Genomic DNA, 19,960 nt, shown 5'->3' on the forward strand with positions numbered 1-19,960 from the left:
TTGGTACTCGCTTACTGCTCAGCAAATTTCTGTTTCATTTCATGAATGAGCTGATCTTTCTCTGTCCAGAGTTGATGCACCCAGTCCTGAAAACGTTCCCGATATGCGGCATCTTCTTCATAGTCACCACCCAAGACCCAGTCTGGAATGTCAATTTTCCGCAGATTGACCGCAATACGCGGCACTTCACCCAGCCAGAATTCACCATAACCCGGTGCGCCGTCCGGATACACAATGGTCATATCTACCAGCGCATCAATTTCATTGCCGAGAATATTCAGCGCCAGCGCCAGACCGCCAGCTTTGGGTTTCAGCAGATGCTGATACGGTGATTGTTGCTGATCATGCTTTTCCTGGGTAAAGCGCGTGCCTTCCAGATAGTTGAGCAGGGTAAATGGCTGGCTGAGCAGTTGCTCGCAAGATTTACGCGCTTCCAGCATATCGCGGTCTTTTAGCGCCGGATTTTTGGCAATCTGTTCTTTGGTGTGCCGTTTCATCATTGGAAAACCCAGAATTTTAAAGGCCTGTCCGACAAAAGGAATGAAGATCAGTTCCCATTTGGTAAAGAAACGGGTCAGCGGCATGCGGGTTAAACCGAAATACTGGTTGACGGTGGTATCGACCCAGCTCTGGTGGTTACAGGTCATTAAATAACGGCCCTGCATGCTCAGTTCCAGACCATCTTCAATACTGATGTCCCAGTGGGTATTGGGTAATACATGGTCAATCAGCCAGTTGTTGACACTCAGCCAGCTGTTGGTAATCTGGATATTGGTCTGGTCGACCTTGGCCGATTTCTTGAACAATTTGGTCAGGCCCAAAGCCAGTACCGGCGGTCCATGTAAAAAAGTGCTGCCGGTGATCACTGAGCTGACCGTAAGCCCTTTTGTGATTTTTTTTAAGAGCGGTTGCTTATTGGTTTTAGATGACATAAACAGTCCTGAATATAAAAACAACTTATACGAAGTTCTGCCCAATATAATTGTTGTTTTTAAAATAAAAAAGTGTTGAAGTGAAACTGTGTAGGAATTATGGTGAACTTATGCGTAGAACAACATGAGATTATTGCAAATTGTAAATAAAAGTTTATTTATTAACAAAAAATCAATGGTCTAAGCACTTTATTTCATCCAAACTTTCCCATATACGAAAAACACAAGTAAGGAGGCATGCGATGCGTGCACTAGCAATTTCAGCAGTAGTCGGGGCAATGGTATTAACAGGTTGTCAAACCACTGGTAATAACCTGGGCGGCGTAGAATATGACAAAACCGCATTAGGAACCATTATTGGTGCGGCAGCAGGTTATGGTGTTTCTAAAGGGAATGCCAATACCAGCGCACAAAACAACCGTGCAGCAGCAATTGGTGCGGTACTCGGTGGGGCTGCAGGTATCTACTTGGACAATAAAGAGAAAAAATTACGTCAACAAATGGCTGGTACCGGTGTAGATGTTAACCGTAACCCAGATGGTTCTGTTGGCCTGATCATGCCAGGTAACATTACTTTTGATACCAACAAGTCAAACATCAAGCCAAACTTCTATGCAACTCTAGATAAAGTGGCGCAAGTCCTGACAGAAGATAACAAGAGCGGTATCTTGGTGACAGGTTATACTGACAGCACCGGTAATGACTCTATCAACATCCCGTTATCTGAGGAGCGTGCGAAATCTGTAGCGAGCTACCTGGCATCTCGTGGTGTATCAACTGCACGTATTAATGACCAAGGTCACGGTTCATCGAACCCGATCGCGTCTAACGCAACTGCAGAAGGCCGTGAACAAAACCGTCGTGTTGAGATCAGCATTTACGCGATCCAGTAATTCGGTCCAGAATTCAAAAAACCACCTTCGGGTGGTTTTTTTTATGACCAGAAAAGCAGCATTTTAGATTAGGCAACTGTGGTGGAGATGACTATAATCGAGCTCGAACCGAAATAGAGGAAACACTATGTCACTGGCAAGTCAACTCAATGACAAGCAACTTGAAGCCATGAAATATACTCAAGGACCCTTGTTAGTGCTTGCAGGTGCAGGTTCAGGTAAAACCTCGGTGATTACCCGGAAAATTGCCTATCTGGTGCAGCAATGCCGTATTCCGGCGCACCGGATTACCGCCATGACCTTTACCAACAAGGCTGCGCGTGAAATGAAAGAGCGGGTTGGTAAGTTGCTGTCGCGTGAAGAAGCCAAAGGTCTTTCGGTCTCGACCTTCCATACGTTCGGTTTAAATTTACTGCGTTTAGAGCTGAAACATACCCCGCTTAAAGCCAACTTTTCGATTCTGGATGCCGACGACTGCAAACGCATTCTGATGGATCTGATGCATCGCGACAATTTATCGGGTGCAGAAAGCAAAGAGCTGATTGCGCGGGCCATGAAAATGATTTCGGACTGGAAAAATGACCTGATTCCACCGGAGCAGGCACATACCACCTGTGAAACGCCAGAAGATATTCAGATGGCGCATTTATATCAGCTGTATGAGCGTAATTTACGTGCCTATAACGCAGTCGATTTTGATGACCTGATTGTGATGCCAACCCGGTTATTGCAGGAAAATGCTGAAGTCCGCGATAAATGGCAAAACCGGGTGCGTTATTTGCTCGTCGATGAGTATCAGGACACCAACACCGCGCAGTATATTCTGGTCAAACTTCTGGTCGGGGTAATGGGACAGTTCACCGCCGTAGGGGATGATGACCAGTCCATTTACGCCTGGCGCGGCGCCAAACCGGAAAATATGGCGCTCTTAAAAGAAGATTTCCCAAATTTAAAAGTGATCAAGCTGGAGCAGAACTACCGCTCCACCAGCCGGATTCTAAAAGCGGCCAATACTGTAATTGGCAATAACCCGCATATTTTTGACAAAAAACTCTGGTCGGACAAAGGCCATGGTGAAGTCATCCGGGTGATTACCTGCCGCAATGATGATGATGAAGCAGAGCGCGTGGTCAAAGACCTGATCACGCATAAACTGATGAACGGTAAAAACTGGAAAGATTATGCGATTTTGTATCGCGGTAACTTCCAGGCGCGTATTCTGGAAACCCAGCTGCGCCAGATGCAGATTCCGTACAAGCTGTCAGGAGGTCAGTCTTTCTTCGCCCGGGCAGAAATTAAAGATGTGATGAGCTATTTACGGCTGATTATTAACCCGGAAGATGACAGTGCTTTCCTGCGCATTATCAACACGCCAAAACGTGCCATCGGCCCGGTGACCTTGGAAAAACTGGGCTTATTTGCACAGGAAAACCATCTGTCCTTGCTGGCGGCAGCAGGTGATCAGCGTTTGACCATGGCCATTCCGAAAAAAGCCACGACTCAGCTGGCCGAGTTTGCCGACTTTATCCAGAACTTTACCCGTGAATTGCTGGAAGATGATGAACCGGTGCCAATCATCCGCCAGATGATGAACGAAGCTGGTTATATCGACTACGTCAAAGAAAGCGCCGCCACGCCTGCGCAGGAAAAAACCAAGCTGGACAATATTGAAGTGCTGTACAGCAGTATTCAAAGCCTGATTAACCGCGCTGAAAATGTGGACGAAAAAAATATTGAAAGCGTGATCCGTAAAATGGTGCTGCTGGATATGCTGGAGCAGCAACAGGAGGAAGAAGACACTGACAAGGTCAACTTATTAACCTTGCATGCCTCCAAAGGTCTGGAATTTCCGTATGTCTATTTAATTGGACTGGAAGAGGAAATTCTGCCGCATAAAAACTCGATTGTGGCTGAGACGGTCGAAGAAGAACGCCGTTTGATGTACGTGGGCATTACCCGTGCGCGTCAAGGCCTCACCATTACCCTGGCCGAGCAGCGTAAGGCTGGCGGGCAGATGAAACAGATGACCCCAAGCCGCTTCCTAGATGAAATGCCACAAGATGAGCTGGAATGGCTGGGTCGCAAGAAAAAGCTGGCTGGCGATATCGATCCGAAACTGCAGGCCCAGCATTATCTGGAAAATTTACGTGCGTTAATTAAACGTTAAACCATTCATTGATATAAACAGGAATTACTGATGAAAGTTCAGGTAAAAGTGCTTGATGCACGTTTGGGCCAAGAATGGCCAATGCCAACCTATGCTACCTCTGGTTCGGCCGGTCTGGATTTACGTGCCTGCGTAAATGAGACCACCGTCATTGAGCCGGGTCAAACCGTATTGGTCAAAACTGGTCTGGCGATTTATATTGAAGATCCGCATTTTGCCGGTTTAATCCTGCCACGTTCGGGTCTGGGCCATAAACATGGTATTGTGCTCGGCAACCTGGTTGGCCTGATTGATTCTGACTATCAGGGCGAACTGATGGTGTCGGTCTGGAACCGTGGTCAAACTGCATTTAGCCTGGAACCAGGTGAGCGTCTGGCGCAATATGTGCTGGTGCCGGTGGTACAAGCCCAGTTTGATCTGGTCGATGAATTTGAAGCCACCGAACGTGGTGCTGGCGGTTTTGGCCATACCGGTAAAGCTTAAAATCTGCTTGAATGATAAAGCCTAAACATTAGGCTTTATCACAACACGCTAGAAAGTAACGCAACAAACACTTAAAATTACATTTTGTAGCGTGAATTCTGTTTTCGGCCGCATAGAATCAGTTCTTATATTAAAAAGCCTAAAACAATCATTCTCCCTATTCATATATAAAGTAGTTCTGCCATGGATATTCAACAGTCCAGTTTCCCTTTTCAGGTTTTCCGTGCTTACGACATTCGTGGCAAGGTGACTTTGCTGACGCCTGAACTGGTGCAAGCGGTGGCGTTGGGTTTGGCCGTACAAATTAAAAACACGGGCAGCACACGTGTGGTGATTGGTTATGATGCCCGACTCAGCAGTCCGGCCTATGCCGATCTGATCATGCAGGTGCTCCAGCAGCAGGGTTTAAGCCCGACCTTAATGGGCTGTTGTTCCAGTCCGATGCTGTATTACATTGCCCGCCAGTTTGATGGCAATGGTATTATGGTCACGGCCAGTCACAATGCCAAATCTGACAATGGCATTAAATGGATTCTGGGCGGTGAACCCCCGACGCCAGACAAGATCCAGCAGGTGGCGGCCCATGCCAGCAACTATTTTCTGGCGCATCGGCAGCAGCCTGTGGCTGAACAGCTGCATCAGATTTATCCGGAATTTTGCCTGCAGTATCAGCAGGCGCTACTCGATGATATTCAATTACAGCGCCGTTTTAAGGTGGTACTTGATGGTCTGCATGGTTCAGCCGGCCGCTGTGCCGCGCTGGTCTTGCAAAAACTGGGCTGTGAGCTGATCACGATTCGTTGTGAAGCCAATGGTCATTTCCCCGATCATGCCCCAGACCCATCTCAGGAAAAGCATTTAAGCAAGCTGAAACAGGCGGTACAGCAGCATCAGGCAGATTTAGGCATTGCACTGGATGGCGATGGCGACCGTCTGGTTCTGGTCGATGAACAGGCCAAGGTGATTGGTGCAGACCGTTTGCTGGCGCTGTTTGCCGAAATGTGTTTACAGCAGCATCCACAGCATGAAGTGGTGTTTGATGTGAAGTGTTCGACCATGGTGCGTAACACGGTACGCGCGCTGGGTGGCCATCCGGTAATGATTCGTACCGGCAGCACCTTCCTGCGTCAGTATCTGGCGCAATCAAAGGGACACGCAGTGTTTGGTGGTGAATATGCAGGGCATTATGTCTTTAATGACGGGCGCGGCTTTGGCTATGATGATGGCCTGTATGCCGCGCTGCGGGTGATGGAATATTTAAGCCAGAGCCCGGAGCGAAGCCTGTCTGAACTGCTGGCCAAATATCCTGAACGCTGTTGTACTGAAGATACTTATATCAGCACTCACAACATTGCTTCAGCGCATGTTTTACATGAGCTTGAAACCTTAAGTCAGCCATTGGCCGCACAATTAAGTAAAATTGATGGCATTCGACTTGATTTTGAAGATGGTTTTGGCATTATTCGAGCATCGAATACGGGCGAATATTTTACAGTACGTTTTGATGCCGATAATCCGGCACGATTAGCGGATATTCGTCATACCTTTGTTTCCATGCTGAGCAACCGTTATCCGCAGATTGCTCAAGACATTTTAGATGCTCAATAAGGAGAGGCGCATGCCACAGCAACAGACTGGCATCGACAAAGCACAGATTCTGACAGAAGCTTTGCCGTATATTCAACGTTTTATGGGTAAAACGCTGGTCGTGAAATATGGTGGCAATGCCATGACCGATCCTGAGCTGGAAAGTTCATTTGCACGTGACATTGTGCTGCTTAAAACGGTCGGTTTAAACCCGATTGTGGTGCATGGCGGTGGTCCACAGGTCGATTCCTTCCTGAAACAGCTGGGCCGCGAATCTGACCGTATTGATGGCATGCGCGTGACTGATCCGGCGACCATGGAAGTGGTAGAAATGGTGCTTGGCGGTAGCGTGAATAAATCTATCGTCAATTTAATTAACCAGCATGGCGGCCGTGCCATTGGTTTGACCGGTAAAGATGGCAACCTGATTCGGGCCAAAAAACTGCTGATGGAAAAAACCGCAGAAGATGGTTCAGTACAGAAAATTGACTTAGGCTTGGTCGGCGAAGTGGTCGGCGTGAAAACCGACGTACTGGAAATGTTTACCCAAAGCGATTTTATTCCGGTGATTGCGCCGTTAGGCGTCGACGAAGACGGTAATACCTATAATATTAATGCCGATCTGGTCGCTGGTAAGGTGGCTGAAGCTTTGGGCGCAGAAAAACTGATTCTGTTGACCAACATTACGGGTGTACTGGATGCCAACAAGAATCTGCTGACCGGTTTAACCACTCAGGAAGTCGATCAGTTAATTGAAACCGGCGTAATTTATGGCGGTATGATTCCGAAAGTAGGCTGTGCGCTGGATGCCGTCAAAAATGGCGTGGTCAGTGCGCATATTGTCGATGGCCGTGTGCCACATGCCTCTTTGCTGGAAGTCTTTACTGACCATGGAGTGGGCACTTTAATTACCAACCGTGCCGCCAAACACTAAGAGTTAAAACAACTCAAGGTCTCTAAGGAGGCCTTTTTTTATGGCTGATTTTTGGTCATTGAATTGTCATCTGCATCGCCTAGTGTATAGGCAGAACATTAGGAGTGCTGATCGATGTTAGCCAAACTCAATCAATATCGACAAAATTTGAGTTTTCCTTTAAGCAAAAAAAATCATGCCAAATATGATTTTAAAACCACAACAAAAACAGAATACAGCTTTGAATGGGTTGAAAATTTAAAACAGTTAAAAGAAGTACAGCAATTTCGTGCCGAGCAGTTTGCCAACCAGTTCGGTTTGCAGTTTGAGCATGGACTGGATCAGGATGTTTACGATTTTGGCTGCGAACATGCCGTATTAAGGGATAAGGCCAGTGGGGAAATTGTGGCCTATACCCGATTAAAACTGTTTCAAGGGCATGAGCTGGCGCAAAGTTATAGTGCCAGCGAATTTGCCATTGAAGAGCAATTAAAGCATCTCAACAATATTGTGGAAATTGGCCGTACCTGCGTGCATCCACGGCATCGGGCCGGTAAAGCCTTATCCATTTTATGGCTGAATCTGGTGCCCAAAGTACTGTGGAGCATGAAAGCCCGCTATTTGATTGGCTGTGTTAGTGTGCGTTTAGAAGGCAATGAAGCGCGTGCCTATCATACCCATCAGTATATCCAGCAGTTAAGCGAACAGCAGCGCTGTAGCATTGCCTCGAAACAGGCGTATATTCCGCAGGCCTCTGAAATGACTTCGCTGAAACAGGGCCGGATTCCCAAGCTGTTTGATATTTACCTGAAAATGCAGGGCAAGCTGTCCACCGAAGCCTATTATGATCAGGAGTTTAACTGTCTGGATTATTTTGTCTTTGTCGAAATGAACCAGGTGCTAAAAAAGATGGTACTCAAGAAAAATACCCGCCACATTGTGGAATAAATAAAACTTTGCAGCGATTGTGATTTGCATGGCCTGACAGAGTCATGCACAATAAATGCAGTTTTAATCAGATGTTGAAGTCTTGTATGTGCCAGTTACTCGGAATGAATTGTGCAACACCTACTGATATTACCTTTTCATTTCGTGGTTTTTCACAACGTGCTGGCATAACTTCCGACCATAGTGATGGCTTTGGCATCGCCTTTTTTGAAGACAAGGCCTGCCGCTTATTTGTCGATAACCAGTCGGCAGTGGAATCACCGATTGCCGAGCTGGTACGCAACTATCCAATTAAATCACGCAATGTGATTGCGCATATTCGCAAAGCCACGCAAGGCAAAATTACCCTGGAAAATTCCCATCCCTTTATTCGGGAGCTGTGGGGACGCCACTGGATTTTTGCCCATAATGGCGATTTACACCATTTTGATCCAGCCTTAAGCGGTCATTTTACCCCGGTGGGCAATACCGATAGCGAGCGGGCATTCTGTTATTTGCTCGATCAGATGGTACTGAAATTCGGTTTTGTGGAACCGTCTTTAGAGCAGCTCTTTGAACTGCTGACCGAAATTTCCCCGAAAATTGCCGAGCATGGCACCTTTAACTTCTGTCTGTCTAATGGTCAGGCGCTGTTTAGCTATGCCACCACCAAACTGCACTGGCTGGTGCGTGAATACCCGTTTAAACCGGCACAATTAATTGATATTGATGTCGAGGTCGATTTTAGCCAGGTTACCACACCGGAAGATCGGGTGGCGGTGATTACCACTGAACCGTTGACTCAAAATGAAACCTGGCAGGCTTTTAGCCCCGGCGAAATGATTTTATTCCAGCAGGGACAGCCGATCAGAAAACAGCTGACTTATATTGAACGTTTGGAAAAAGAACGTCTGAATCCGGAATTAAAACGGATTACCCGCGCCGATCAATATTAATCTACTGTTGTATATTTTATTTTAAATAGTGCCGTATTTTATTTAAGTCTAAAAATACGGCAGAAAATAATAAAACGGTTAAATAATAACTGACTCTTTTGCTCAGGTTAAAATAATATAAACATTATAAAACAAGGGTTTGTGTGAATTTGTTGGCAGAAACAGGAATCCCAAGTAAATCACTTCATTTTTATTTTAAATTAAATATGGCTACTATGCTCAAAGCTTATAAATCATTTGATTCAGGGGTGGTCGTATGAAAATGAAGTGGATTCCAGAATATAATACTGGCATCGATGTGATTGATGACCAACATAAACGTATTCTTGATTATATTAACGAAATTGTCGAGATTGGTGAAAATACCGATCGTGCCCGTATTAAACAGATTCTCGATAATATTATTGACTATACCCAGTCTCATTTTACCTTTGAAGAATCTTTACAAGAAGAAGCCGGTTATAAATACCGCGTACCACATAAACGCGTACATGACTTATTTATTAAAAAAATCGAGTCGTATCGTGAACGCTTTGAAATGGGGCATTCCATTGAAGGAGAACTGCACGAAGTGTTGTCAAAATGGTTAATTAACCATATTCAGCATGATGATGCAGATTATGTTGGCGCTGTAAAAGAAAATATGATGGGTATTATTCAGGAAAAAGAAAAGAAAAAAGGTAAAAACTGGTTTGCCCGTTTCTTCTCATAAACAGAATAAATTACTGCACAATTAATAAAACCAGAGAACAACAATATTGGACTAAAAACTAGCGCAGCAAACCATTGATGGCAATGGTTTGCTTTTTCTTTTTTAGTTTTTGATTTTCCCGGGTGACAAGGGCAAAATAGCGATAGATTTTTATTAGGAAAGCATCATGCAGGACAATGCTATGTCACGATGGTTATCGCCGCTGATGGCATTTTGTTTATCATTTATTCTGATTGCCACACTGGCACCGGTCACTGGCATTCAGCTGGAACGTCAACTGGACTTCTGGCTGCTGTGGTTGGGTACCATGCTGGTGCTGGCCTTGCCATTGACCTATATGGAAATTGCGCTGGCCAAGCGCTCAAAAACTACAGCCTTGCAGGCTCTATCCAGTTTGACCCGTGATGCCGATGCCTCTGCACAGTGGCGTCTGGTGGGCTGGCTGGCCGCGGTGTTTATTCCATTTTTAGCAGGCGCGATGCTGTTTAATGTCAGCCAAATGCTGACCCAGCTAGCACTGCCAACGATTCTACCGTTGTGGATTTTTATTGGCTTGGCACTGGTTGCCCTGGCATTGTCTTTTATTTCGCGTCTGCTGCTGCTTGGCCTGACTGCGGTCGGTGTGATTGCTGCCTTTATTCTGGCGCAAGTGATGGGTGCTCCGGTTGCTGAATGGCAAATGACCGCGCTTGAGTTTGGCGAGTGGGGCAATGCCACAGTACTGGCGTTGGTGGCCAGTGGCCTAGGTCTGGGTCTGTACTGGCAAACCAGTTTGCCGGCGGTACAACAGCAACAGGTGGCGACCAAAACCGTGTTCCCGATCTGGCTGGCGCAATTACTGGCCGTGATTGCCTTTGCTTTCTTTGCCGCGACTGCTCAGCTACCCGCTTTTGCGCTGGCTTTTGCTGTGGTGATGGCTGCTGCGCTCATCCTGCAACTGGCACGTGAACAGTTGGCACAGCGTCAGATTGCAGTGGCAATTCAATGGATCATTCTGCTGGCAGTCACGTTGATCTGGGCCATTCCAGGTCTGGCCAGTGTGTTAAATCCGCTGCTGATGATCTGGGGCCTGGTGATTTGTCTGATTTATGCGATTTTCGCCGGTTGGATCATGAAAATCAGTCATTTGCGTAAATCCATGAACTTCAGCAGTGAAGCCTTTTATAACCTGTGGCGTATTGCCATCCGTATTGTCTTGCCACTGGCAATTATTGCTGCGCTGCTGGCCGTGATTGGACAAATGTTCTGATGACTGCGCAGTATGTCTGGGTGGCTTTTGCCTCAGCCGAACAGCAGTTTCATCTGGCAGTGCCGTATCAAAATGGCATGACTGCGCTGGATGCGATTCAGCAGAGCGGGATTAGCGAACAGGTCAGTTTGCCTGAACCGCTGCAACTGGGAATTTTTGGTAGCCGTTTAACCGATGCGCAGCAGCCACTGCAACCGGGTGACCGGGTCGAGATTTACCGGCCGCTGACCATTAATCCGAAAGATATCCGCCGCAAACGAGCAGCGAAAAACCCGGTGGGCCGCTATGCCAAAGGCAATCGCTTTAAGCAATTGAGTTCATAAGAAAAACCCCTCACTGAGGGGTTTCTTTTTATCTGAAAGGGGCTATAGTGGGGGCGCGGTTAAAATTGCTTCTTTTGAACCCGGTAAGCCTGGTTGCTGTTCAGGAATGGTTTCTAAACCTTCAATTTTCTGCACAATACCGGTTTGATCGAAGTAGATTTTTAAGTGTTGACCTTGTGCAGCGGGAATCTTGGCTTTTTTAGCATAGGTTCCTGGGATATAATGGTAAATATAGTCCCAACGTAAAGGATTCATTGGATCTGAAATGGTTGGGCTACCCAGCAAAAAGCGGACCTGTTGGTGGCTCATGCCGACCTGAATTTTTGCAGCTTGTGCTTGGGTTAAGGGGGTGCCTTGAGGAATATCTACTTTATAAACGCCCAAGGTCGAACAACCCATGAGCAATGAAGTGACGAATAACGTCAACATGACTTTTTGCATTTTGCTACACTATCCCAATTAATTATTGATGCATTCGATCCAAGCATAGATCATACTGCATCTTAACTTTGTTGCATATTCCAACTTTAATTTTGTTGAGAGACCTTTTTTCATGCCTATTTCAAATCAAGATCTACGCAAAGCTGGCCTTAAAGTTACACTTCCACGAATTAAAATATTGGAATTATTAGAAAATTCAAGACAACATCACTTAAGCGCGGAAGATATTTACAAGACTTTACTCGAACAGGGTGAAGATGTGGGTTTAGCAACTGTGTATCGCGTGTTAACACAGTTTGAAGCCGCGGGGATTATCGAGCGTCATAATTTTGAAAATAATCATTCGGTTTTTGAAATTATGCAGGAAGATCACCACGACCACCTGGTATGCCAGAACTGTAATAAAGTGGTGGAATTTACCAACGACGTGATTGAACACGAACAGCATGAAGTGGCGAAAAAGTTTGGTTTTGAACTGACCGGTCACTCACTGAATTTATATGGCTACTGCGATGCGCCGGAATGCCGCGAAGCGTTCCGTAAAAAATAAGCGCAAAACTGCCCATCAATAAATCAACCCATAAAAACAGGCTGAAGATCAGCCTGTTTTTTTTGCCTAAAATTATTGCCCGTCGAAGGTAATATTCGAAGTGGCATGCATTAAACGCTCGCCGCCTTCTTCCGACAGCTTGATTTGCAGACGCAAATCGTTTGGTGAGTCAGCATGTTTCAGGGCATCTTTGTAGCTGATCTGCTTGGCTTTATACAGGTCATACAGGGCCTGGTCAAAGGTTTGCATACCCAACTCACGTGAACGCTTCATCAGGTCTTTAATTTCGTGCACATCGCCTTTACGGATTAAATCGGACACCAGTGGCGAGTTAATCAGCAGTTCAATCGCGGCACGACGTGAGTTGCCATCAATGGTGGGAATCAGCTGCTGTGCCACAATGGCTTTCAGGTTCAGTGATAAATCCATAAACAGCTGGCCATGACGGTCAGCCTCAAAGAAGTGGATAATCCGGTCAATGGCTTGGTTGGCGTTGTTGGCGTGCAGGGTGGCAAATACCAGGTGACCGGTTTCGGCAAAGGCAATTGCATAATCCATGGTTTCACGTGAACGGATCTCACCAATCAGGATCACATCTGGGGCCTGACGCAAGGTGTTTTTCAGTGCCACTTCAAACGAATCGGTATCAATGCCTACTTCACGCTGGGTAATAATACAGCCGGCGTGTTCGTGCACAAATTCAATCGGGTCTTCAATGGTGATGATATGACCTTTGGAATTCTGGTTACGATAACCAATAATTGACGCCAAAGAGGTCGATTTACCGGTACCGGTTGCCCCGACAAAGATGATGATGCCACGTTTGGTCATGGCCAGATCTTTTAAAATAGGTGGCAGTTTCAGTTCTTCCATGGTCGGAATTTTGGTTTCAATCCGACGCAGCACCATGCCCGGTTCATCACGCTGCTGAAAAGCGCTGACACGGAAACGTGCGCTTTTATCACGGTTGGTGATGGCAAAGTTACATTCACGGGTATCGGCAAATTCCTTGCGCTGCTTGTCGGTCATAATCGAGTTGAGCAGCTGGCCGACAATTTCCCCGGTCAGTTTGGATTTGGCCACTGGCACAATCTGGCCGTTAATTTTCATGGAAGGCTCAACATCGGCCGTAATAAACAGGTCCGATGCTTTTTGCTGAATCATTAAATTCAATAAATCATTAAAGTCCATAGCGCTGTCCTGGCTTCCTGCACACGATTAGAGGAACGATTCTGGCTGTTTCGCCACAGTACGCGCGGTCTGTGGACTGATCACGCCACGGCTGACCAGGGCTTTCAGGCTCTGGTCCAGCGTACTCATGCCGTAGTTGGCACCGGTTTGAATGGCCGAGTACATCTGTGCAACCTTGTTTTCACGAATCAGGTTACGGATGGCCGGAATCCCGATCATGATTTCATGCGCCGCCACACGGCCACCGCCATTTTTCTTGAGCAGGGTTTGTGAAATGACCGCCTGTAAAGATTCAGACAGCATGGCACGCACCATATCTTTTTCTTCGGCCGGAAAGACGTCAATCACACGGTCAATGGTTTTTGCCGCCGAGGTGGTATGCAGGGTACCAAAGACCAGGTGACCGGTTTCTGCCGCGGTAAGTGCCAAACGGATGGTTTCCAGGTCACGCATCTCACCGACCAGAATAATATCCGGGTCTTCACGCAGCGCCGAACGTAGTGCTTCATTAAAGCCGTGGGTATCACGATGCACTTCACGCTGGTTGACCAGACATTTTTTAGACTGATGCACAAATTCAATCGGGTCTTCCACGGTCAGGATGTGGTCATAGCGATTGTCATTGATATAGTCAATCATCGCCGCCAGGGTGGTGGATTTACCCGAACCCGTCGGCCCCGTGACCAGCACTAGACCACGTGGATAGTCACAGATATCTCTAAAGATTTGACCCATTCCCAAATCTTCAATGGTCAGCACTTTAGAGGGAATGGTACGAAACACCGCGCCTGCACCGCGGTTCTGGTTAAATGCGTTAACACGGAAACGCGCCACGCCCGGGACTTCAAACGAGAAGTCAGTTTCCAGGTTATCTTCATAATCACGGCGCTGTTTGTCGTTCATGATGTCATAGACCAGCTTGTGGACTTCTTTATGTTCCAAGGCGGGCAAATTGATGCGGCGTACTTCACCATCCACACGAATCAGTGGCGGCATGCCTGCCGACAGGTGTAAATCCGATGCCCCATTTTTTGCCGAAAAGGCCAATAGTTCTGTAATATCCATAAGTTCCCCGAGATCATATAAATCTTAATTATTTTGTTAGAATAATACGGCTTTCCCTCAGCTTAACCAACACCTAGCACGAGGGCAAAGTAAAAAAGATGAATGAAAATGAGAACCGCATCAATGAATAGCCTGCAAAAATCGCGTCAACATGTGTTAGAACAAATTCAGCATGCCTGTCAGCAGGCGCAGCGTGACCCGGCAGAGGTCCAGCTGCTGGCGGTTTCCAAAACCCATCCGAGTGCTGTGTTGCAGGAAATGTACCAGACCGGACAGCGAGCCTTTGGCGAAAACTATTTACAGGAAGCGCTGGAAAAAATTGAGGCACTGCAGGATTTAGACATTGAGTGGCATTTTATTGGCCATGTGCAGCGCAACAAAACCAAGCATCTGGCTGAAAAATTTGCCTGGGTGCATGGGGTAGACCGGCTGATTATTGCTGAGCGCTTGTCCAATCAGCGCAGCGATCAGCAGGCGCCACTGAATATCTGCCTGCAGGTCAATATTGATGGACAGGATAGCAAAGATGGCTGTAGCCCTGCCGAAGTACCGGCGCTGGTCGAGCAGATCAGTCGGTTGCCGAATTTACGTTTACGTGGCCTGATGGTGATTCCGGCACCAGATAACACCGCAGCATTTCAGGATGCCAAACAACTGTTTGATACGGTCAAGGCGCAACATGCACAGCCTGCAGATTGGGATACGTTAAGTATGGGCATGTCCGGTGATTTAAATGCAGCAATTGCCGCAGGTTCGACCATGCTGCGGATTGGCACAGCTTTATTTGGTGCGCGCGATTATTCGAAATAACGCTGCATCACAATATTCAGCTTGTTCTTTGGTACCACAGCCCGCTTAGGACAAGTGCCGTTCAATCCGGCGCGGTGGTTCCAGTTTTTGCGCCACCAGCCAGGCAAAACCAATCAGCACCGCCATTGTGATAATCAGGCTGAGCAGAGCTACTCCTAAACCGTGCTGCAGCGTAAACGGAAAACAGCCCAGGATAAAAATCAGCAACGGGAAATGGGTGATATACAGGGTATAGGAAAACTGCGCGGAAGCCGGCCAGATCACCTGAATCTGCCGTTCACCACGCGCCAGTTGTAGCAGCCAGCAGGCCGCTGCAATCCCGATACACAGGTTAAACAGCCTGAAATTTTCGCCAGTATAGTACTGCGCCAGATAAATGGAGTGAAACTGGTTGGCATCAAACAGGGCAATCAGCAGCGCCAAGAGCAGAAAACCGGATTTAAAATAGTGCAGTTGGGCGGCTGGAATCTGTTTGCTCCATGCCGGACTGGCAAAAGCAAAAGCCAACAACCAGACCAGAAAATAAATCAGGAACTGGATATTGAGCAGGCTTAAGCCAAGCAGCAGGGTTAAAAACAGCAGGATGCTCCCAGGTCTGAATGTCACCAGACAACCGGCCAGAACATAAAACCAGACCTCATAGCTCAGGCTCCAGAGGGCAGCATTGGCCGATACCGTCGGCGTTACAAAACCATTAACGAAAAACAGCGAACCGAGAAAATCGGCTGCGCTAATGTCATAGCTGTGCCGGATCATAAAGCTGTGACCCGCCTCAATGCCACGGGAGCCGGACGCAAAAAAGTAGGGCGCCAGTGCATACAATAACAAGGTCAGCAACATGGCAAATAAAAATGGTCCCAGAATACGCTGGCAGCGTTGCCGGCTATAGGCCAAGCCTGAAAACTGTCGATGGCGATGGATATTGTGACGGATGGAATGTCCAATCAGATAGCCGCTTAGAACAAAGAACATCATCACTGCGGCTTGTCCGAGCAGACGCACACCCGAATACAAGGTCTGATCCAGCGGACCAATAAAGGCCTGAAAACAGTGGCTGAACAGCACCAGAATGGCACTCCATCCGCGCAGGCTTTCCAGCTGCAGGCTGAGCTGCGGCGAGAGCGGACGATAGTGCCAGAACATGGTCTAGCCTACGATCTGCAGGGTACTGGCCCCAGCACCAATTGGTTTGACCTGAATTTGGACCGGAATCCGTTCGTGAATTTCCTGAATATGGGAAATCAGCACCACTTTACGGCCCTGGCTTTGCAGCCGGTCGAGTGCGTTCATCACCATATGTAGCGAGGCCGGATCGAGCGTCCCAAAGCCTTCATCAATAAACAGCGATTCCAGTTTCATGGAGCCGGAGGCCATATTGGCAATGGCCAGTGCCAGCGCCAGTGATACCAGGAAGGTTTCACCCCCCGATAAAGACAGTACCGGCCGGATTTCGCCATTCATGTCATGATCCAGAATCGCGAGGCCCAGACTGTTGGGAATACGTTGTAGCTGATAACGCGGTGCCAGTGGCTGCAGTTGCTGGTTGGCATGTTCCACCAGAATATCCAGATGATGTTCCTGGGCAATTTTCTGGAATTTGGTGCCTTCCTTGCTGCCAATTAAATCGGCAATCCGGCCCCAGCGATATTCTTCAGCCTGAATTTTTTCAATCTGGCTCTGGAATTTGGACAGTTGTGCCTGCGCCTGTTGCTGCATGCGTAACTGGGTTTCCAGCTGGTTAAACTGCTCCTGCAAGCTGTTTTTTTCTTGTTCCAGCTGTTCCAGTTGGGTGGTCACCTCATCATAGCTGGCAGTTGGTTGCTGGGCCTGATGCTGCTGGAATTGCTCCTGCAATACATCCAGCGCACTTTGTGCACTGAGCATGACTTGCTGCTGTTGCTGGATGGCCTGACGCATGGCCTGCCAGCTGGCCAGATCAATACCCAGACACTGCTCAATCTTCTCGGCAGTGAACTGTGGATGCTGGCTTTGCCACTGCTGAATGTTGTGCTGTAGCTGCTGTACACTTTCCAGAAGCTGCTGCTGGCGTGTATGCAGGTCTTGCTGTTTCAGCTGCGCCTGCTGGAATTGCTGTTCCAGCTGACGGCAGTGCAGGTGTTGCTGTTCTACCTGCTGCTGGAGTTGTTGCTGCTGCTCTCGTAACAGCTGCTGCCAGGCTTTGCCGGTATCCAGCACCTGTCCAGCATGTTGCTGGCTGAGATCACGTACCTGCTGGCGCAACTGGCTGCCTTGAGTTTGTGCATGGGTAAGGTCATTGCTCAGCTGTTGCTGTTGCTGCTGATAGAACTGTAGTTGCTGTTCGCCGTCTTTGATCTGGCGCTGTAATTCCTGCTGCTGTTGCAGGCATTGCTCGCGCTGTTGCAGGTATTGAGTCCGGCTGCTCAGCAGGGCAATAAGAGTCTGACACATCTCGGCCTGGTTTGCCCATTGCGCTTGCTGGGCCGGTTCCAGTGCCTGGGTAACCGGTTCAATCAGTTGTTCCAGCTGCTGGAATTGCTGACAGAGTAACTGCAGGGACTGAATCTGTTGCTGCAAATGTTGCAGCTGCTGGGTCTGGCTTTTCAGCTGTTGCTGGCGAGTTTTTAGCTGCTGTAACTGCTGTTGCTGCTGATTTAGCTTGTGTTGCAGTGTGGTCTGCAAGGCGGTCAGATCGTGTGCTGTATCATCCAGCTGTGTGCTTGGGCTGAGCTTTTGAACCTGCTGCAGTTTCTGTTGCACACTGTCTTGAAGCTGGCTAGAGCGTAGCTGTTTCTGTTCCAGCAGGGTTTGCTGTTTGGAATGTTGCAATTGTAATTGCTGGAGCTGCTGCTGGCACTGCTGTTCCTGCTGCTGGGCCTGTTGTAACTGGGTGTCCTGCACCGACTGCAGTGCAGATTCCAGCAAATCCTGATGACTGACAAATGGATGCTCAGTGCTACCGCAGACCATACACGGCTGTTCTGCTTGCAGCTGCTGACGCAACTCCTGCACACTTTGTGCCTGCAATAAACGCTGCTGGGCAAAAATCTGTTCCAGCTGTTCACGTGCCGTCTGGGCATTCTGGTAGTGCTGCTGTGCTTCAGTTTGCGCCTGTTGCAAGCTGCTTAGCTCGGCCTGAAGCTGGGTCATGTGCTGCTGTAATTGCTGCTGTTCCTGCTGCTCGTTCAGCATGTGTTGTAACAGGAACAGGGCTTGTTCCAGCTGCTGGCTGTGTTGCTGGTGCTGTACCTGCTGCTGTTCCAGTTCTGTGGCTTGCTGTTCCAGTTCAGCCATTGAGCCGGCCTGCTGGAGCGCATCGGCCTGTTGCTGTTTTACATCATCTAGCTGCTGTTGCAACTGGGCCAGTGAACTGTGCGCATGTGCCGGTGCCTGCTGCTGTAGCTGTTGCTGCAGTTTCTGAAATTGCTGCAAGCGTTGCAAAATACTGTGCGGCTCACGGTCAAATACTGCCAGAAAGGCATGCTGGACCGATTGCTGTTCCAGATGTTCTAAATGCGTATGCAACTGCTGTAAGTGCTGTTGCTGGCCGTGCTGCTGGGTGGTTAGTGGCGTAATTTTTTCATGTTGAATCTGTTTCAGCTGGGCATCGGCTTCTTTATAGCGCTGAATCAGATGCTCAATCTGGCCATCCAGCTGTAGTGCCTGTTCTAACACGGGTTGTAACTGTAGCTGTTCTTTCTGCTGTTGTTGCGCGCTGTGCTGCAATTGTTCCAGCTGCTGCTGTGCCTGCTGATGCTGCTGTTCACAGTGTTGAAATTCCGGCTGGAATTGCTCAAGTTGCTGCGCCAGCTGTTGCTGTTGCAACTGTTGCTGGCGCTGCTGCAGATACTGTTCACGGATTTCCTGAAACTGGTCCAGCTGCGCCAGCAGGTCACGCTGCGGCTGCATTTTCTGGTTGGCATCGACCTGCACCAGATAAAATTCTTTTTTGGCCTGAATTTCACTGTGCAGACGATGTTGCTGCTTGTACCAGCTTAAATCATTCAACAGCAGTTTTTCGCTTTGCAGTTTTTCATGCAGACTCAGTTTGCTCTGGGCATGCTGCTGTTGCAGGGCTTGTAGCTGCTCATCACTAAGCAACTCAATATGCCCCATCAGTTGTTGTAACTGTTCTTTTTCGCTGCGAATCTGGCGGATTTTTTCAAAGGCTTTCTGACTGACCAGACTGAAAATATGGGAATTGGTCAGATATTCCAGCAAGTCGGCGCGGTCCTGATCTTTGGCCTTTAAAAACGCACCCACTTCAGACTGGGCCAGCAAGACGGCGCGGGTAAACTGCTCAAAACTCAGCCCAATCAGCTTTTCAACAGTCGGGGTGCATTCCGAAATTTTCTGGGTCAGCACGCGCTGATCTTCCACAGCGGTAATCGCGCGTTCGACTTTTAAATTGCCATCGACCTTGTTACGGGCGCGGCGCACTTCCCAGCGTGCCAGATAACGCTTTTGATCCAGCGCAATAAATTCCAGTTCGGCAAAGCCTTGGGTACAGCCGCGGCGCAGAATATTTTTAGAATCTTTAATCGAGATGCCCTGACCGCTGGCATCTTTAAGCGCCCCGGCAGCGCCGTTTAAGCGCGGAATCTGGTCATACAGCGCCAGACACATGGCATCGAGCAGGGTCGATTTACCGGCCCCAGTTTTTCCGGTAATCGCAATCAGGCCGGCATGAGCCAGCGGTGCGCTTTCAAAGTTGATGTCCTGGGTGCCGGCAATAGAAGCCAGATTATTCAGACTTAAACGTAAAATTTTCATGTCTGATCC

Annotated in this window: 18 protein-coding genes; 12 read left to right on the plus strand and 6 right to left on the minus strand. The window is 48.1% G+C overall.

Annotation, left to right across the window (positions count from 1 at the left end; all coding sequences use genetic code 11):
* Positions 1 to 11: 11 nt before the first annotated feature.
* Complete coding sequence (locus ACPEPR_RS06565; protein WP_005179793.1) at positions 12 to 932, minus strand: acyltransferase; 921 nt, start codon at positions 930 to 932, stop codon at positions 12 to 14.
* Positions 933 to 1,174: 242 nt separating this feature from the next.
* Here ACPEPR_RS06565 and ACPEPR_RS06570 point away from each other — a divergent pair, with 242 nt between their 5' ends.
* The 10 genes from ACPEPR_RS06570 to ACPEPR_RS06615 all read left to right on the plus strand — a co-directional run bounded on the left by ACPEPR_RS06570 (position 1,175) and on the right by ACPEPR_RS06615 (position 11,142).
* Complete coding sequence (locus ACPEPR_RS06570; protein ID WP_423562171.1) at positions 1,175 to 1,825, plus strand: OmpA family protein; 651 nt, start codon at positions 1,175 to 1,177, stop codon at positions 1,823 to 1,825.
* A 127-nt stretch (positions 1,826 to 1,952) separates the two neighbouring features.
* Positions 1,953 to 3,992, plus strand: a complete 2,040-nt coding sequence (locus ACPEPR_RS06575; RefSeq protein ID WP_423562173.1) for a UvrD-helicase domain-containing protein — start codon at positions 1,953 to 1,955, stop codon at positions 3,990 to 3,992.
* Between the two features lie 30 nt (positions 3,993 to 4,022).
* Positions 4,023 to 4,475: a dUTP diphosphatase gene (dut, locus tag ACPEPR_RS06580; RefSeq protein WP_045796105.1), complete on the plus strand. Its 453-nt coding sequence runs from the start codon at positions 4,023 to 4,025 to the stop codon at positions 4,473 to 4,475.
* Positions 4,476 to 4,658: 183 nt separating this feature from the next.
* Positions 4,659 to 6,083 carry a phosphomannomutase/phosphoglucomutase gene (locus tag ACPEPR_RS06585; RefSeq protein WP_423562176.1) on the plus strand — a complete coding sequence of 475 codons (1,425 nt, stop codon included), beginning with the start codon at positions 4,659 to 4,661 and terminating at the stop codon, positions 6,081 to 6,083.
* Positions 6,084 to 6,093: 10 nt separating this feature from the next.
* On the plus strand, positions 6,094 to 6,996 hold the full coding sequence (gene argB, locus ACPEPR_RS06590; RefSeq protein ID WP_016659457.1) for an acetylglutamate kinase: 903 nt from the start codon (positions 6,094 to 6,096) through the stop codon (positions 6,994 to 6,996).
* A gap of 114 nt (positions 6,997 to 7,110) precedes the next feature.
* On the plus strand, positions 7,111 to 7,923 hold the full coding sequence (locus tag ACPEPR_RS06595; RefSeq protein ID WP_045796103.1) for a GNAT family N-acetyltransferase: 813 nt from the start codon (positions 7,111 to 7,113) through the stop codon (positions 7,921 to 7,923).
* Between the two features lie 86 nt (positions 7,924 to 8,009).
* Positions 8,010 to 8,858 carry a class II glutamine amidotransferase gene (locus ACPEPR_RS06600; protein WP_075168090.1) on the plus strand — a complete coding sequence of 283 codons (849 nt, stop codon included), beginning with the start codon at positions 8,010 to 8,012 and terminating at the stop codon, positions 8,856 to 8,858.
* Positions 8,859 to 9,114: 256 nt separating this feature from the next.
* Entirely contained in the window at positions 9,115 to 9,570 is a 456-nt protein-coding gene (locus tag ACPEPR_RS06605) for a bacteriohemerythrin (RefSeq protein ID WP_005179777.1), read from the plus strand.
* Positions 9,571 to 9,736: 166 nt separating this feature from the next.
* The gene (locus tag ACPEPR_RS06610) at positions 9,737 to 10,819 is read left to right on the plus strand and encodes a hypothetical protein (protein WP_423562179.1); all 1,083 of its coding nucleotides are present in this window, start codon (positions 9,737 to 9,739) and stop codon (positions 10,817 to 10,819) included.
* Positions 10,819 to 11,142, plus strand: coding sequence for an RnfH family protein (locus ACPEPR_RS06615; RefSeq protein ID WP_005179774.1), 324 nt, complete (start codon positions 10,819 to 10,821; stop codon positions 11,140 to 11,142). Before ACPEPR_RS06610 ends, ACPEPR_RS06615 begins: the two co-directional genes overlap by 1 nt.
* A 42-nt stretch (positions 11,143 to 11,184) precedes the next feature.
* On the opposite strand, the gene ACPEPR_RS06620 is transcribed toward ACPEPR_RS06615, so the two are convergent.
* On the minus strand, positions 11,185 to 11,583 hold the full coding sequence (locus tag ACPEPR_RS06620; protein ID WP_005179773.1) for an outer membrane protein assembly factor BamE: 399 nt from the start codon (positions 11,581 to 11,583) through the stop codon (positions 11,185 to 11,187).
* A gap of 112 nt (positions 11,584 to 11,695) precedes the next feature.
* Here ACPEPR_RS06620 and fur point away from each other — a divergent pair, with 112 nt between their 5' ends.
* On the plus strand, positions 11,696 to 12,133 hold the full coding sequence (gene fur / locus ACPEPR_RS06625; RefSeq protein WP_005179771.1) for a ferric iron uptake transcriptional regulator: 438 nt from the start codon (positions 11,696 to 11,698) through the stop codon (positions 12,131 to 12,133).
* A gap of 72 nt (positions 12,134 to 12,205) precedes the next feature.
* Here fur and ACPEPR_RS06630 read toward each other — a convergent pair whose 3' ends face one another.
* Both ACPEPR_RS06630 and ACPEPR_RS06635 read right to left on the minus strand, forming a co-directional pair.
* Positions 12,206 to 13,324, minus strand: coding sequence for a PilT/PilU family type 4a pilus ATPase (locus tag ACPEPR_RS06630; RefSeq protein WP_005179770.1), 1,119 nt, complete (start codon positions 13,322 to 13,324; stop codon positions 12,206 to 12,208).
* Between the two features lie 27 nt (positions 13,325 to 13,351).
* Positions 13,352 to 14,389: a type IV pilus twitching motility protein PilT gene (locus ACPEPR_RS06635; protein ID WP_005179768.1), complete on the minus strand. Its 1,038-nt coding sequence runs from the start codon at positions 14,387 to 14,389 to the stop codon at positions 13,352 to 13,354.
* 123 nt (positions 14,390 to 14,512) lie between these two features.
* Between ACPEPR_RS06635 and ACPEPR_RS06640 the strand changes: the two genes are divergently transcribed.
* Positions 14,513 to 15,199 (plus strand): YggS family pyridoxal phosphate-dependent enzyme, encoded by a 687-nt coding sequence (locus ACPEPR_RS06640; RefSeq protein WP_168397492.1) that lies wholly within the window; start codon positions 14,513 to 14,515, stop codon positions 15,197 to 15,199.
* A 45-nt stretch (positions 15,200 to 15,244) separates the two neighbouring features.
* Here ACPEPR_RS06640 and ACPEPR_RS06645 read toward each other — a convergent pair whose 3' ends face one another.
* Entirely contained in the window at positions 15,245 to 16,342 is a 1,098-nt protein-coding gene (locus tag ACPEPR_RS06645; RefSeq protein ID WP_423562183.1) for an acyltransferase family protein, read from the minus strand.
* 3 nt (positions 16,343 to 16,345) lie between these two features.
* On the minus strand, positions 16,346 to 19,951 hold the full coding sequence (locus ACPEPR_RS06650; protein ID WP_423562184.1) for an AAA family ATPase: 3,606 nt from the start codon (positions 19,949 to 19,951) through the stop codon (positions 16,346 to 16,348).
* Between the last annotated feature and the right edge of the window lie 9 nt (positions 19,952 to 19,960).

The organism is Acinetobacter sp. AND/436, from assembly GCF_049546925.1.
GTDB lineage: Bacteria > Pseudomonadota > Gammaproteobacteria > Pseudomonadales > Moraxellaceae > Acinetobacter > Acinetobacter indicus.

Excerpts from the sequence above, each read along its gene's own strand:
- ACPEPR_RS06565 (WP_005179793.1), bottom strand. The coding sequence starts at position 932 with ATGTCATCTAAAACCAATAAGCAACCGCTCTTAAAAAAAATCACAAAA.
- ACPEPR_RS06570 (WP_423562171.1), top strand. The coding sequence starts at position 1,175 with ATGCGTGCACTAGCAATTTCAGCAGTAGTCGGGGCAATGGTATTAACA.
- ACPEPR_RS06575 (WP_423562173.1), top strand. The coding sequence starts at position 1,953 with ATGTCACTGGCAAGTCAACTCAATGACAAGCAACTTGAAGCCATGAAA.
- dut (WP_045796105.1), top strand. The coding sequence starts at position 4,023 with ATGAAAGTTCAGGTAAAAGTGCTTGATGCACGTTTGGGCCAAGAATGG.
- ACPEPR_RS06585 (WP_423562176.1), top strand. The coding sequence starts at position 4,659 with ATGGATATTCAACAGTCCAGTTTCCCTTTTCAGGTTTTCCGTGCTTAC.
- argB (WP_016659457.1), top strand. The coding sequence starts at position 6,094 with ATGCCACAGCAACAGACTGGCATCGACAAAGCACAGATTCTGACAGAA.
- ACPEPR_RS06595 (WP_045796103.1), top strand. The coding sequence starts at position 7,111 with ATGTTAGCCAAACTCAATCAATATCGACAAAATTTGAGTTTTCCTTTA.
- ACPEPR_RS06600 (WP_075168090.1), top strand. The coding sequence starts at position 8,010 with ATGTGCCAGTTACTCGGAATGAATTGTGCAACACCTACTGATATTACC.
- ACPEPR_RS06605 (WP_005179777.1), top strand. The coding sequence starts at position 9,115 with ATGAAAATGAAGTGGATTCCAGAATATAATACTGGCATCGATGTGATT.
- ACPEPR_RS06610 (WP_423562179.1), top strand. The coding sequence starts at position 9,737 with ATGCAGGACAATGCTATGTCACGATGGTTATCGCCGCTGATGGCATTT.
- ACPEPR_RS06615 (WP_005179774.1), top strand. The coding sequence starts at position 10,819 with ATGACTGCGCAGTATGTCTGGGTGGCTTTTGCCTCAGCCGAACAGCAG.
- ACPEPR_RS06620 (WP_005179773.1), bottom strand. The coding sequence starts at position 11,583 with ATGCAAAAAGTCATGTTGACGTTATTCGTCACTTCATTGCTCATGGGT.
- fur (WP_005179771.1), top strand. The coding sequence starts at position 11,696 with ATGCCTATTTCAAATCAAGATCTACGCAAAGCTGGCCTTAAAGTTACA.
- ACPEPR_RS06630 (WP_005179770.1), bottom strand. The coding sequence starts at position 13,324 with ATGGACTTTAATGATTTATTGAATTTAATGATTCAGCAAAAAGCATCG.
- ACPEPR_RS06635 (WP_005179768.1), bottom strand. The coding sequence starts at position 14,389 with ATGGATATTACAGAACTATTGGCCTTTTCGGCAAAAAATGGGGCATCG.
- ACPEPR_RS06640 (WP_168397492.1), top strand. The coding sequence starts at position 14,513 with ATGAATAGCCTGCAAAAATCGCGTCAACATGTGTTAGAACAAATTCAG.
- ACPEPR_RS06645 (WP_423562183.1), bottom strand. The coding sequence starts at position 16,342 with ATGTTCTGGCACTATCGTCCGCTCTCGCCGCAGCTCAGCCTGCAGCTG.
- ACPEPR_RS06650 (WP_423562184.1), bottom strand. The coding sequence starts at position 19,951 with ATGAAAATTTTACGTTTAAGTCTGAATAATCTGGCTTCTATTGCCGGC.